Genomic DNA, 13,956 nt, shown 5'->3' with positions numbered 1-13,956 from the left:
TTCTGCATGGTCCCGCACGTGCGGAAAAACTAGAAAAGAATACCAGTTGAGGTAGTCTTGTCGTGAGCACGCATGATCAAGGATCAGCTCATGAGCGAGGAAAGCCCCAGGAGAGACTGGCCGAACCAGGAAATAGAATCCGGCACACTCGGTGCGCTGGCGCATCTTTATCGGGCCGAAGTGTTTCGCAGCACGCACTGGCGCACACGGTTGGACAACACCACGAACTGGGCAGTGGTCACCACAGGCATCGCGCTATCAGCGACCTTTTCCAACAAGGATGCCTCGCCATTGCCTATGGTTCTGGTTGGACTGCTGGTCACGGTCTTTCTGATCTTCGAAGCACGCCGTTATCGATACTACAATATGTTCCGCGCCAGAGCCCGGCTGATGGAGTCCGATCTCTACGCGCCGATCCTCCACGGGCGAAAGGTGCCGTGGGGCAGCGAGTGGAGCAAGATGCTGGCGGATGACTACGAAACGCCACACTACCACATCAGCCTGGTGCGAGCTGCAGGACGTCGGCTGCGATCAAATTATTCCTGGATCCTCGCCATTCAAGCCGTCGCCTATTACGGCAAGATTGCAATTCATCCAGAACCTCTCACCAGTTTCGCAGACGTATTCGCACGAGCTGCAATCGGCCCTATTCCTGGAAGTTTCGTGATGTTTGCCGGGCTTGTGTTTCATCTGAGCTGGGTTGTTTTTGCTTTCGTTACCCTGCGGCTGGACAAGATTTACCGCGAAAAGCGTCAATCGCCGATGCAGGCGATCTGACCTGGGACCGCGACCGAAATACCGGCAGTTTCATTTCTGATCAGCAACTGATATATCAAAAGACCATCTGTTACAGACATAGAGTATATTTTGATGACCAGCGATGTCAGCCAATCCGCCCAGGCGTACCGGGACCTGGAAGAAGACATCGTCACCTTGAAGCTGAAGCCCGGTGAAGCGGTTACGGAAACTTATCTGACACAACGGCTCGGTATGGGACGGACACCCATCCGTGAAGCTTTGCAACGGCTCAGTTGGGAAGGCCTTTTGACGATACGTCCAAGGCTTGGTGTGATCGTCGCCGACATGAACCCGGCAGATTTCGTCAAGGTGCTTGAAGCAAGGCATGCGCTGGAGCGCCTGATGGCCGGCTCAGCTGCCAGACTAGCCAGTCAGCAGGAGCGCAAGGCTCTTGAAAAATGCGCGGAGGAAATGAGAGAGGCTGCCTCTGTGCCTGATGTTGAAGCCTACCTGAGACTGGACAAGGCTTTCGACGAGGTGGTTGCTCAAGCAGCCTGCAATCCTTTTGCAGCAAAGGCACTCGCGCCGTTGCAGAGCCACAGCCGACGCTTCTGGTATCGCCATTTCGGTCAGACCGATCTGAACCCTGCCGCATGGAGCCATTTGGAGGTTATGCAGGCGATCGCCGCCGGTGACGAACCGTCTGCGATGGAACATGCTGAAAATCTCATGCTCTACCTGAGGCGGCATGCCATGTCTTTGCTCAGCGGACTCAGCTGACGTCAACGCGGAAGACACGCTGCTTCAAGTGAAGTCACCCACACAGGAGAGGATCGATGCTATCGGCGAGGATTTCCAAAGAGAGTGGTGATGAAAGCGCAGAACTTGCCGATGAGATCGAGCGACAATTGCTTCGCTCGCTCCGACAACACAACATCCAATCGCGCAATGAAGCCATTGTTCTGAAGGCAACGTCAAAAGATGGTCAGTTGCTTGGCGGTGTAACGGCATCAACGTCCTATGGCTGGTTGCTTTTGAAAGTCCTCTGGGTTGACGAAAAAGCCCGCGGCTCGGGGCTAGGGTCAGAGCTTTTGAATGCCGCGGAAACCGAAGGACGCCGGCTCGACTGCCATGGAGCCTGGCTGGACACGTCCAACCCCCAAGCCTACGAATTCTATCTGAACCGTGGCTACGAGACTTTCGGCACTCTAGAGAACAAGGCGTCTCAGCACCCGGCAAACCATTGCCGCTGGTTCATGAAAAAAGAGCTTTAGGCAAGCGATTGCATTAGCTTGGCAACCAACCGAAAGCCAATTGCAACACACTCCAGCAATAGCCGGTTGAGCTTTACGAAATCGCAGCCTGCTTTTCCGACTTGAGCAGCCAGGAGAAGAGCGCCAGAGCAACAGCTGCTCCTGCAAATTCAGCAATGATGAAACCCGGCAGATCGACGGGCCTGATGCCGGCAAACGTATCGGTAAAAGCTCTTGAGATCGCCACTGCGGGATTGGCAAAGGACGTCGAAGCGGTGAACCAGTATGCTGCCGTGATATAGAGCCCCACCAACCAGGGCACCGCCGCTTCTCGAAACCGAATGCCGGCGAGAATAGTCGCGAGCAGGCCGAATGTCGCAACGATTTCCGCAACCCATTGCCCTGCCCCCGTGCGCACGGTTGTCGAGGCTTGCAGAACCGGCAGTTCAAACATCACATGCGCAACCAACGAACCTGAGATACCGCCAAGGATCTGCGCGATGATGTAAACTGCAGCGACGGCCAAACCGAGTTCACGTTTCAGCCAGAAGACAAACGTCACGGCAGGGTTGAAATGCGCACCGGAAATCGGGCCAAGCATCGTGATCAACACCACCAGGATTGCACCGGTTGGGATCGTGTTGCCGAGCAGAGAGACGGCGACATCATCAGAAAGCTTGTCCGCCATGATACCGGATCCGACAACAGTTCCCACAAGCATGGCGGTTCCGAGCGCCTCCGCAACGAGGCGCCGGGACAGGCTGAATTCAGACATGTTTTAAATCCTGTGCGTCAGCTGCAGCGCCGATCGCTGCCAGTTTTTGTTTTCCGTCGCCGGTGGTGAAAACGGCATCACCAAGAACAAGCATGGCTTGGATACGCTGTTTGAGGCGCCGATAGGCCAGGTCAAAGGCTTCACCCCTTACAGCATCATCGCCTTCTACGGACGCCGGATCCGGAATACCCCAGTGAACGACCAGTGGATGACCCGGCCAGACCGGACACGCTTCTCCGGCAGCGCTGTCACAAACGGTCACGATCAGGTCCATCTGAGGTGCATTCTGTCCAGCAAATTCTTCCCAGCTCTTTGAGCGGAAACCGTCTGTGGGAAGACCATGACGCGCTAGACAGGCCAATGCGTCTGGATTGACCGATCCACGCGGTGTGGACCCTGCCGAATAGGTTTCAAACCTGCCTTCGCCCATGTGACGAAGAAGGCCTTCGCCCAAAACTGAGCGCGCGGAATTCGCCGTACAGACGAACAGAACATTACGCATTTTCAAAAATGCCCCACCATGTTTGTGAAGTCAGGTCGCCTCGTCTTCAATCGAAGTGCAGGAAGTGAAGATATTTGCAATCGGAGCACAAAGATCCGGGTTTCCACCGCAACAGTCTTCCAGAAGATAGGTCACCAGGAGCTGCATTGTGCTCAAACTGGCCGTGTAATGAATGGACCGCCCATCTCGTTCAGCGGTAACGAGACCAGACCGCGCCAAAGCACTTAGATGCGCCGACAAAGTGTTCGGGAGCACTTTGAGCGCGTCTGCAATGGCACCTGCGCTCATGCCTTCCTTGCCGGCCTTCACCAGCAGACGAAAAACATCGAGGCGGGTTTCCTGGCCAAGGGCGGCCAAAGCATCAAGAGCTTTTTGTTTTTCCATACTTCGAGAATACTCGAAATAACGAAGTAAGCAACTTCTTTTCCGAATGCATCTCAGGCACCTCGAAAGGCGAAAGCGGCATAAATGAATACCAGAGTCGAGAGTAGTGCGGTGAGAGCGAAAACGAGCCCGAACCCGCCAAGAGCGAACGCAGCGCTGGACACTGCAAGTCCGACGGTGCCGCCGGCGATCTGGGATGTCATGGCAATCCCGCCTCCCTGTCCATGTTTGTGCTCAGGCAATGCCTCCGAAACGGCCGCTCGTGTCGGTGTGAATAGAAACGGAAACGCCAACCCCGCGATCAAAAGCCCTGGAACGAACAGAAACACATTCTCATAGGACCAGGTCACGGCTTGCCAGAGGAAGGCAAGCGTCAGTACACCAAGGCCGAAAAGCACTTGCCATCGTTTTGCAATCTTGTCGGCATACCGCCCGCACACCACAGCGGTAATAGGCTGCAGGGCCGGCGCGAGCATGACAACGACACCCGCTTGAAAAGGCGTCAGGTGCAGATCGGTCTGGGCATAAAGAGCAACAAAGACAAAAAGTGGCATCTTGGCATATTGAGCCGTGAAGATCGTCAGATTGCTTCCCGCGAAAACGGGACTCGAAAACAGATCGACTTCAATCAGCGGCATGCTTTGCCGAAGCTCGAACCTCCAGAAAAGCCCGAAAAGAACCAGCCCGAGGAACATCGAAGCAAGGATCAACGGATTGCGCCATCCAAGATCACTCGCCTCCATGAGACCGAAGACAACGCAAAACATGGCCGTCGCCATCAGAAGCAAACCGATCCAGTCAATTTGCCGCCCCGCTGGTCGCGGCACATCTCGCCAGGTGAGCGTCACCAATACAGCAACGACTACGGCAACAAACGGATTGATCCAGAAGATCCATCGCCAGGACAGAAAGTCGGTAAAGAGCCCTCCAACCAGAGGTCCGAGTGCGAGAAACGTCGTTCCAACGGCACCACTTGTTGCCAATGCCGCTCCTCTGACATCCTTTGGAAAAGTTATGGTGATCATCGCAAGGAACAACGGAAAGATGATCGCGGCACCAAGTCCCTGCAGTGCCCGTGCTGCGATCAACGCGCCTCCCGACGGTGCAAACCCGCACGCAACCGAGCAAATGGCAAAAAGCGCCAACCCGAACAGGAAAACGCGCAGAATTCCAAACAAATCCGCAACCTTTCCGCCAACTGCAACAAAACAGGCAAAGGTCAGGAGATAGGCATTCACCACCCAGTGGGCGTCATTGTTCGAGAGCCCAAGCTCTTTCTGGATGGTCGGCAAGGCAATTCCGACCACCGTTTCGTCCAGAAGCACAAGCCCCAGGACACAGCTGACGGCACCCAGGAGCCACCATTTTCGATTTGCGTCCGAAATTGCCTGCATGAAAAAGGCTCCCGAAGACCAGCCTCAGGAGCCTACATGAACAAGCCGAGTACGTGCACGGCTTAATAGCTTTACAACAACATCAGGCGGCTTTCGCCGCCAGACGCTTTTTGATGCTCTCGACATCGGCCCGGGGTGTCGCAGCAAACAATGTTTTGGTGTAGTCGTGTTGAGGATCGTTGAACACCTCGTCCCGAGTGCCGTATTCAACAACTTCACCAAAATACATCACCATCACCTTGTCGGCGATGTAACGCACCACTGACAGGTCATGAGAAATGAACACGTAAGTCAGGTTCATTTCTTCCTGCAGATCGGCGAGAAGGTTGAGGATCTGGGCCTGTACGGAAAGATCCAGAGCGGAGACAGGCTCGTCCAGCACGAGAAGTTTTGGCTTCATCATGATGGCACGGGCAATTGCGATGCGCTGCCGCTGCCCACCGGAAAACATATGCGGGTAACGACCGTAGTGCTCAGGCGGCAACCCGACTTTCTCCAGCATCTGAAGTGCAAGGTCGCGACGTTCAGCTGACGGCATGTCTGTATTCAGGAGCAGCGGTTCTTCAAGAACATGTCCTATCTTCTGGCGCGGATTTAGCGATCCATAGGGATTCTGGAAAACAATCTGGACTTTCTGGCGCATCTCCTTGGAAATGCCAGTCTTCGAAATGTCGATCGGAAGACCGTCAATTTCAATCGATCCGGACGATTGTGCGTCGATCATGGTGAGCATGCGGGCAAGGGTGGACTTGCCGCATCCGCTTTCTCCGACAACGGCCAGTGTGGAACCGCGTTCCACATCAAGGCTCACACCTTTGACAGCAGTCAGTTGAGACGCTTTTTTGAACAGCCCGCCCTTGATGTCATAGGTACGATAAACGTCGCGGACTTTGAGGATGATATCGTCGGCCACTTAAAATCCTCCCGCTTGAGCAAAATCGCTGACCGTCGGCAGACGGTCGCCCGTCGCATTTTCCGGCAATGCCGAAAGCAGCGCTTTTGTGTAGGGGTTTTGAGGGTTTTCAAACAGAGAAAGCACATCAGCCTCCTCCATCTTGCGGCCCTGATACTGAACGATCACACGATCGGCGGTTTCGGCGACAACGCCCATGTCATGTGTGATCATGATCAGCCCCATGCCGCTTTCCTGCTGGATTTGAACCAGCAGATCCAGGATCTGCTTTTGAATGGTCACATCAAGCGCCGTTGTCGGCTCGTCTGCGATCAACAGTTTCGGCGAACACGCGATTGCCATGGCAATCATCACACGCTGACACTGGCCACCGGACATCTGATGCGGAAAGGCATTGAGCCGTCCCGCCGGGTCAGGGATGCCAACAGCTTCGAACAGCTCGATCACGCGGTCCTTGATCTGTTTGCCCTTCAGACCCGTGTGTGTCTTGAGGGTCTCGTTCATTTGAAAGCCGACCGTGAAACAAGGATTCAGACTTGCGATGGGTTCTTGAAAGATCATCGAAATATCTTTGCCGATAACCTTCCTGCGATCCTTCGCGGAAAGGGTTCGAAGATCGAGGCCTTCGAACTCCATCTTGTCGGCAGTGATGGTTGCGCTGTCCGGCAACAGGCCCATTGTCGCCAGCATGGCGACCGATTTTCCAGAACCGGATTCGCCGACAATCGCCAGGACTTCACCTGCATCGACTGTGTAGTCAACGCCAGCCAACGCCCGGAACGGTCCCTTGGCGGTATCGAATTCAACTCGAAGGTTTCTGATTTCCAGAAGAGACATTCAATCAGCTCCTCTTCAGTTTCGGGTCAAGCGCATCACGCAGACCATCGCCGACTAGATTGATGGCAATCACGGTGATCAGAATGGCCAGACCTGGGAAAGTAACCACCCACCAGGCACTCAGGATGAACTCCCGGGCCTCGGCAAGCATCGTGCCCCACTCAGACGCAGGCGGCTGAGCGCCCATCCCGAGAAAGCCAAGTGCGGCTGCATCCAGGATTGCGTTGGAAAAGGAAAGCGTTGCCTGAACGATCAGCGGTGCGAGACAGTTCGGCAATATGGTCTTGAACATCAGACGAAGGTGACCAGCACCAGCAAGCCGTGCGGCGACCACATAATCGCGCGACCGCTCCGCCAAGACGGCTGCACGTGTCAATCTGACGAAATGCGGCTGAAGAACAAGCGCGATGGCAATCATCGCATTTGTCAGCCCCGGACCGAGGATGGCAACAAGAACCAGCGCAAGAAGGAGTGCCGGGAAGGCAAGGATGATATCCATCAAACGCATGATGAATGTATCGACCGCGCCGCCTGCATAACCTGAGATCAGCCCCGTCACGATCCCGACACAAAGCGAAATGGTGACAACGATGACGCCGACCCAGAGCGAGTATGCAGCACCGTGCATAAGCCGGGAAAGGATATCGCGCCCGACAGCATCCGTTCCAAGAATGAAGGTCGACTTGCCACCTTCTTCCCAGAAGGGCGGAACCAGGAAGCTGTCCCGATATTGCATGTCCGGATCATGCGGTGAAATCCAGGGGGAAAGCACCGCGACTGCGACCAGCGCGACAAAGATGCACAGTCCGATAACCGCGCCTTTGTTCCGCGAGAAGTAGTACCAGAATTCGGCGAGATTGGCCCAGGTGGCGCTTCGGCTCGCCGCCTGAACCTTGTCTGTTTCGGCACCGGTGGCCGGAGAGGTATTTGTCATTTTCTAACCCTCGGCTCAGTTGTGTCGGATGCGTGGATTGATCAGGCCGTAGAGCACATCCACAATCAGATTGACCATCATCACGATGCCGGCAATCAGAAGAAGGCCGCCCTGGACCACAAAGTAGTCCCGGCGCGAAATGCTGTCGAAAAGCCATTTGCCGATACCGGGCCACGAGAAAATGGTTTCTGTCAGGATCGCTCCGCCAAGCAGAACTCCAACCTGTAGGCCAATGGTCGTAACAACCGGGATAAGAGCGTTTCGAAGCGCGTGGAGACCTATCACCGATTTTGGCGCCAGGCCTTTTGCGCGCGCGGTGCGCACATAGTCCTCTCCGAGGACCTCAAGCATGGCGGATCGGGTCTGGCGGGCAATCACCGCCAGCGGGATGGTCGCCAGAACGATTGACGGCAAGATCAGATGCCGTACCGCCGACAGGAACGCGCCCTTTTCTCCAGACAGCAAACTGTCGATCAGCATGAAACCCGTCACCTGCGGGAAAAAGTAAAGCAGCGAGATCCGTCCGGAAACCGGTGTCCATTGCAACACACCGGAAAACAGGATGATCAGCAACAAGCCCCACCAGAAGATCGGCATCGAGTAGCCGACAAGCGCTGTTCCCATGATCGCCTGATCCGCGATCGATCCGCGTTTCACCGCAGCAAAGATACCTGCCGGAATTCCTATGCAAACTGCAAGAATGATCGCGCAAAGCGCGAGCTCCGCCGTCGCAGGAAAGAGTGTCATGAACTCGTCAAGCACAGGCTTCTTGGACGAAAAGGACGTTCCCAGATCACCTTGGAAGATCCCGAATATATAGTCGAGATACTGTTGCCAGTAGGGCTTGTCAAAGCCCAGCTGCCTCATGACTTCAGCCTTGCGTTCCGGCGTAATCCCGCGTTCTCCGGCAAGGAGCTCAGCTGGATCACCGGGCAAAAGGCGAATGAAGGTGAAGGCGACGAAGGTGACGCCGATAAATGTCGGGATCAACAAGCCGAGACGACCTAGAAGAAAGCGGAGCATGTCAGGTTCCAGATACGAAGAACCAGCGGAAACTGTCCGTACTCCCGGAAGCATCCGCCGGCCATAATATTTGAAGGCGCCGGCATTGCTGCCAGCGCCTCCTTGAGATTAGGCGGATTTATTCCGCGATGTCTACGCCGTCAAACCAATGGCCGCCGAGCGGATCCATTACGTAGCCGGTGACTTTGGAAGACATCGGCATGAAGACGACGGAGTGCGCGATGGTTGCCCAAGGTGCTTCTTCCTTGAAGACAGCCTGTGCTTCTTCGTAGAGCTTGGTGCGCTCCGCCTTGTCCGTAACGGTCTTGGCTTTCTGGATCAGAGCTTCGAACTCGTCGTTGCACCACTGCGCGCGGTTGGAACCACCAACACCGTCACAGCCGAGCAAGACGGCAAGGAAGTTGTCCGGATCGCCATTGTCGCCGGTCCAGCCGAGAAGAACGGCACCGTCGCGGTCAACATCCTTGGAACGGGACAGGTATTCACCCCATTCGTAGGAGACGATTTCAACATTGACACCGACATTGGCGAAATCAGCCTGAATGACTTCCGCCATCCGGCGAGCATTCGGGTTGTAAGGACGCTGCACCGGCATCGCCCAGACCTTCATGGAAAGGTTTTCTACACCGGCTGCTGCCAGCATTTCCTTTGCCAGGTCAGGATTGTAGTCGTCGTCCTGGGTCGCTTCGTTGTAGGACCACATGGTCGGCGGGATCGGATTCTTGGCGGCCTGGCCGGAGCCCTGGAATACCGCGTCAAGGATTGCCTGCTTGTTGACGGCATGGTTAAGCGCCTTGCGGACTTCCTTCTTGTCGAACGGAGCCACCTTGGTGTTGTAGGCAAGGTAACCGACGTTCAGACCCTGTTGTTCCATCAGCGTCAGGTTGCTGTCAGCCCGGATATCTTCAATGTCAGCCGGTGCCGGATAAGGCATGACATGACATTCGCCGGCTTTCAGCTTCTGCAGTCGAACGGCTGCATCCGGTGTGATTGCGAAGATCAGGTTGTCGATCTTTTCCTTGCCGTTCCAGTAGTCGGCATGTGCCTGATACCGGATCACTGCATCTTTCTGGTAACCGACAAATGCGAACGGACCAGTGCCTACCGGCTGCTGGTTCAGCTGTTCCTTGGTACCAGCAGCTTCAAGCTGCGCAGCATATTCGGCAGAAACGATGGACGCGAAATCCATGGCGAGGTTCGCGATCATCGGAGCTTCCGGGCGGTTCAGCACGAACTTGACCGTATGGTCGTCAACCTTGACGATTTCCTTGATCAGGTCCGGCATGGACATGCCGTTGAAGTATTCCCAGGCAGTGCCAGGTGTGTACTCGTGCCACGGATGATCTTTCTTCAGCTGACGCTCGAAAGAAAAGACGACATCGTCAGCGTTGAAATCACGGGTCGGTGTGAAGAAGCCGGTGGTGTGATACTTCACGCCCTGACGCAATTTGAAGGTGTACTCCAAACCGTCTTCAGAAACTTCCCAGCTTTCAGCAAGACCTGGCAGGACCTCTGTCGTGCCACGCTTGAACTCGACAAGCCTGTTGTAGATCGGCTTGGAGGAAGCATCGAAAGTTGTACCGGCGGTGTAAAGTGCGGTGTCGAAGCCTTCAGGTGAACCTTCAGAGCAATAAACCAGGGTTTTTGCGGACGCGCCGGTTGCTGCGATCACAGCAAGGCTGGCGCCAAGAAGGCTAGCCTTCAAGGTTTTTTGGAAATTCATCAAACTGTTCTCCCCTTGATGAAGAAGCAAGGGCCCTGCATCGTTGAACCGTGCAAAGGAGTTAAGCCCGAGCCAGCGCAAACTAAGGCGTTTTTTTGGCGGAAAATCAACTGCCAACATATTTCTAATTTCACCTGTTTTTTGAAATTTTTTTTCTAGGTAAGCCATGCTGCCGTAAATTTTTGACGCAAGACCCTAGGCACAATGGAAACAAATACCGCTACGGCACTATTTTTTGGACTTAGTATAAGTGTTTGAAAACAAAAAAACTCCCGCCTTGGCGGGAGCTTGTGAATCTAGCAACCTTACGTAGATCTTGTTCGCCTGACCGCATCCTGCCAGCCGGACAGCAATCGACGTCTTTCTGCCTCATCCAGCCGAGGTTCGAACCTTTTTTCCAGTTTCCATTGCGCTGAAAAGGATTCAGCCCCCGGCCAGACACCTGCTTTCGAGCCTGCAAGCCAGGCGGAGCCGAGTGCCGTCGTCTCGGCAACCGTTGGACGGTCAACGGGCGCTCCAAGAATGTCGGCCAAAAACTGCATGGTCCAGTCGGATGCCGTCATGCCGCCATCCACCCTCAGGACAGGCTTTTCGGCATCCGGCCAATCCGCCTGCATCGCATCAATCAGATCGCTGGTCTGGTAGCCAACGCTTTGCAGCACGGCTCGCGCGATTTCCTTCGGGCCTGTGTTCCGGGTGAGTCCGAACATTGCTCCTCTGGCGTCCGCATCCCAGTGCGGCGCTCCCAGACCGACAAAAGCCGGAACCAGAAAAATATCCTGGTTGGCATCTGCCTGTTCAGCAAGTCCTTGCGTGTCGCCTGCACTTTCAATGATGCCAAGTCCGTCCCGTAGCCATTGCACCGCGGCACCTGCGACGAAGATTGACCCTTCCAGGGCATAAGTCGTCTTGCCGTTCAAGCGGTAGGCGATGGTTGTCAGCATCCTGTTGTTGGACCTGACCGGCGCATCGCCGGTGTTCATGAGTGCGAAACAGCCGGTTCCGTAGGTCGACTTCACCATTCCGGGCTTGAAACAGGCCTGACCGACGGTTGCTGCTTGCTGATCACCGGCAACACCAAGGATCGGGATCGACCGGCCGAACAGATCGGCCTCGGTAACGCCAAACTCGTCAGCACTGTCTTTCACGTCCGGTAGCATGTTGAGAGGGATCTTCAACAAACTGCAGAGTTCTGCGTCCCAGGCATTTTCGTGAATATTGTAGATCAGTGTCCGCGCGGCATTTGTTGCATCGGTTACGTGAACCGTACCACCCGTAAGCTGCCAGATCAGCCAAGTATCGACCGTGCCGAAAACAAGTTCGCCACGGTCTGCCCGAGCCCGGACGCCGTCAACATTGTCGAGAATCCAGGCAATCTTCGTTCCCGAAAAATAAGGGTCGAGGAGCAGGCCGGTCTTTGACGTGAATTTGTCTTCCAGTCCATCGGCGCGCAGCTGTGCGCAAAAATCGGATGTTCGCCTGTCTTGCCACACGATCGCGTTGTAAACCGGCTCACCGGTTGAACGATCCCAGATCAACGTGGTTTCCCGCTGATTGGTGATCCCGATCGCGGCAACATCCGCACCACCTGACGGAGCCTTTTCCATGGCTTCGCGGCAAACGCGCAGCGTACTGGTCCAGATGTCCGTCGGTGAATGCTCCACCCAGCCTGATTTCGGGAAATGTTGCGGAAATTCCTGCTGGCCGACACTAAGCGGCTGATAGTCATCGCCAAAGACGATCGCTCGGCTTGACGTCGTGCCCTGGTCTATAGCCAACACACATCCTGCCATGGCCCACCTCCCATTGATTTGTTTGAACGAGAAACTGTCGGCGCTACCGTCAGCTATTTCGGTTAGAGAAAACTATGCAGCAGCGTCAGGTCTGTCCGCAAGATAGTCTGAAATGAAGCCATCCAGTCTTGCAGCCTCCTCCTTGGAGATCCGAAGACCAAGCTTGGATCGGCGCCAGAGCACATCGTCCGCGCTTCGCGCCCACTCGCGTTCGATCTGCCATTTCACTTCAACTTCATAAAGGTCATGACCGAAGCAAGGGCCAAGCGCATCAAGTGACGCTGCATCGCCAAGCATAAGCCGGGCATCGGTGCCGTAGTGGCGCATCAGGCGTGAGGCGAACTGCTTCCCGATAAAGGGATAGTCTCGCACAAGTTCATCAACTTGACGGTCAAAGTCCGTCACCCTGAAATCACCGCCCGGCAAGGGAGCATACGCCGTCCAGACGCCGCGCTTGAAAGGAAGATACGGTTCCAGTTTGGCAAGGACATTTTCTGCCAATTTTCGATAGGTGGTGATTTTGCCGCCAAACACCGACAAAAGGGCAGGCTTGTCTTCGCCGCCATCCAGTTCAAGCACATAGTCGCGGGTGGCCGCCTTGGCGTCTTTCGCACCATCATCATAAAGAGGCCGCACGCCCGAATAAGTGTGAACGACATCTTTGGGCTCGATCGCTTCCGCCAGATACTCGCTGGCGGACTTGCAAAGATAAGCAATCTCATCGTCGGAGATGCGCACGTCGCCCAGGTCGTCCTGGTAGTCGACATCCGTTGTTCCTATCAACGTGAAATCGTCTTCATAGGGGATAGCGAAAATGATGCGGCCATCGCCATTTTGAAAAATGAAACAGCGATCGTGTTCAAACTGGCGCGGAACGATGATGTGACTGCCTTTGACCAGCCGAACGGCAGAAGTGTTGTTCGCACCAACAACGCCGTTGAGCATTTCAGCAACCCAGGGCCCTGCGGCATTGACAAGAACGCTGGCGGAAACAGTCCGTTCCTCTCCGGTATCCTGATCCTTTAGAACGACATTCCAGACATCATTGTCCCGACGCGCGCTGATGCATTTGGTGCGTGTAAGAACCTCCGCACCACGGTCCGCCGCATCGCGCGCGTTCAGGACAACCAGCCGGGCGTCATCCACCCAGCAATCCGAATACTCGAACCCCTTCTTGAAGAGATTTTTGAGACCTTGAGAAAAAGGTGCCTGATCAAGGCGCACTGTTTTGGTCGCAGGCAGAAGTTCACGCCCGCCCAGATGGTCATACATGAACAAACCCAACCGCAGCAGCCACGCCGGACGAAGATCTTTGTGGTGAGGCAGAATGAAGCGAAGTGGCCAGGCGATATGCGGCGCGGCCCGCCAGAGCACTTCGCGTTCCTTGAGCGCCTTCCTGACCAGATTGAACTCGTAATATTCCAGGTAGCGCAGGCCGCCATGAATGAGCTTCGTTGACGCCGATGAGGTCGCGCCGGCAAGATCACCCATTTCCACAAGCATAACGGAAGCACCGCGGCCGACAGCGTCACGTGCGATGCCCGTGCCATTGATGCCTCCGCCAATGACCAAAAGATCGTAGTCCGCCGCCATAACCTGTCTCCGGCTGATATGAAATTGCAGTTGCCAACCCAAAATGAAAATAAAGCGAAACTCAGTGAAATTCAATCAACAATTTCCTGCTCGC

14 protein-coding genes are annotated in these 13,956 nt (G+C 55.1%); 3 read left to right on the top strand and 11 right to left on the bottom strand.

Going from position 1 to position 13,956, the window contains the following annotated elements; translation table 11 throughout:
* Positions 1-90 precede the first annotated feature (90 nt).
* The 3 genes from FIV00_RS06525 (at position 91) to FIV00_RS06515 (ending at position 2,012) form a co-directional block, all read left to right on the top strand.
* Positions 91-777 (top strand): DUF2270 domain-containing protein, encoded by a 687-nt coding sequence (locus FIV00_RS06525; RefSeq protein WP_152499982.1) that lies wholly within the window; start codon positions 91-93, stop codon positions 775-777.
* 93 nt (positions 778-870) lie between these two features.
* Complete coding sequence (locus FIV00_RS06520; protein WP_152499981.1) at positions 871-1,518, top strand: GntR family transcriptional regulator; 648 nt, start codon at positions 871-873, stop codon at positions 1,516-1,518.
* Positions 1,519-1,574: 56 nt separating this feature from the next.
* Positions 1,575-2,012 (top strand): GNAT family N-acetyltransferase, encoded by a 438-nt coding sequence (locus tag FIV00_RS06515; RefSeq protein ID WP_152499980.1) that lies wholly within the window; start codon positions 1,575-1,577, stop codon positions 2,010-2,012.
* Between the two features lie 73 nt (positions 2,013-2,085).
* Here FIV00_RS06515 and FIV00_RS06510 read toward each other — a convergent pair whose 3' ends face one another.
* The 11 genes from FIV00_RS06510 to glpD form a co-directional block, all read right to left on the bottom strand.
* Positions 2,086-2,766, bottom strand: a complete 681-nt coding sequence (locus FIV00_RS06510; RefSeq protein WP_152499979.1) for an MIP/aquaporin family protein — start codon at positions 2,764-2,766, stop codon at positions 2,086-2,088.
* The gene (locus FIV00_RS06505; RefSeq protein WP_152499978.1) at positions 2,759-3,268 is read right to left on the bottom strand and encodes an arsenate reductase ArsC; all 510 of its coding nucleotides are present in this window, start codon (positions 3,266-3,268) and stop codon (positions 2,759-2,761) included. Before FIV00_RS06505 ends, FIV00_RS06510 begins: the two co-directional genes overlap by 8 nt.
* Positions 3,269-3,298: 30 nt before the next feature.
* The gene (locus tag FIV00_RS06500; RefSeq protein WP_152499977.1) at positions 3,299-3,652 is read right to left on the bottom strand and encodes a helix-turn-helix transcriptional regulator; all 354 of its coding nucleotides are present in this window, start codon (positions 3,650-3,652) and stop codon (positions 3,299-3,301) included.
* 53 nt (positions 3,653-3,705) lie between these two features.
* Positions 3,706-5,046 (bottom strand): MFS transporter, encoded by a 1,341-nt coding sequence (locus FIV00_RS06495; RefSeq protein ID WP_152499976.1) that lies wholly within the window; start codon positions 5,044-5,046, stop codon positions 3,706-3,708.
* 82 nt (positions 5,047-5,128) lie between these two features.
* A complete protein-coding gene (locus tag FIV00_RS06490; protein ID WP_152499975.1) occupies positions 5,129-5,959 on the bottom strand; it encodes a dipeptide ABC transporter ATP-binding protein in 831 nt (276 codons plus the stop codon).
* Complete coding sequence (locus FIV00_RS06485; RefSeq protein WP_152499974.1) at positions 5,960-6,796, bottom strand: ABC transporter ATP-binding protein; 837 nt, start codon at positions 6,794-6,796, stop codon at positions 5,960-5,962.
* A 4-nt stretch (positions 6,797-6,800) separates the two neighbouring features.
* Positions 6,801-7,730 (bottom strand): ABC transporter permease subunit, encoded by a 930-nt coding sequence (locus FIV00_RS06480; RefSeq protein WP_152499973.1) that lies wholly within the window; start codon positions 7,728-7,730, stop codon positions 6,801-6,803.
* Between the two features lie 15 nt (positions 7,731-7,745).
* On the bottom strand, positions 7,746-8,753 hold the full coding sequence (locus FIV00_RS06475; protein ID WP_152499972.1) for an ABC transporter permease subunit: 1,008 nt from the start codon (positions 8,751-8,753) through the stop codon (positions 7,746-7,748).
* Between the two features lie 118 nt (positions 8,754-8,871).
* Positions 8,872-10,476, bottom strand: coding sequence for an ABC transporter substrate-binding protein (locus FIV00_RS06470; RefSeq protein WP_152499971.1), 1,605 nt, complete (start codon positions 10,474-10,476; stop codon positions 8,872-8,874).
* 305 nt (positions 10,477-10,781) lie between these two features.
* A complete protein-coding gene (gene glpK, locus FIV00_RS06465; protein ID WP_152499970.1) occupies positions 10,782-12,269 on the bottom strand; it encodes a glycerol kinase GlpK in 1,488 nt (495 codons plus the stop codon).
* Positions 12,270-12,341: 72 nt separating this feature from the next.
* Positions 12,342-13,862, bottom strand: a complete 1,521-nt coding sequence (gene glpD / locus FIV00_RS06460; RefSeq protein ID WP_152499969.1) for a glycerol-3-phosphate dehydrogenase — start codon at positions 13,860-13,862, stop codon at positions 12,342-12,344.
* Between the last annotated feature and the right edge of the window lie 94 nt (positions 13,863-13,956).

The organism is Labrenzia sp. THAF82, assembly GCF_009363435.1.
GTDB lineage: Bacteria > Pseudomonadota > Alphaproteobacteria > Rhizobiales > Stappiaceae > Roseibium > Roseibium porphyridii.
This window is presented reverse-complemented; position numbering and strand designations above follow the sequence as displayed.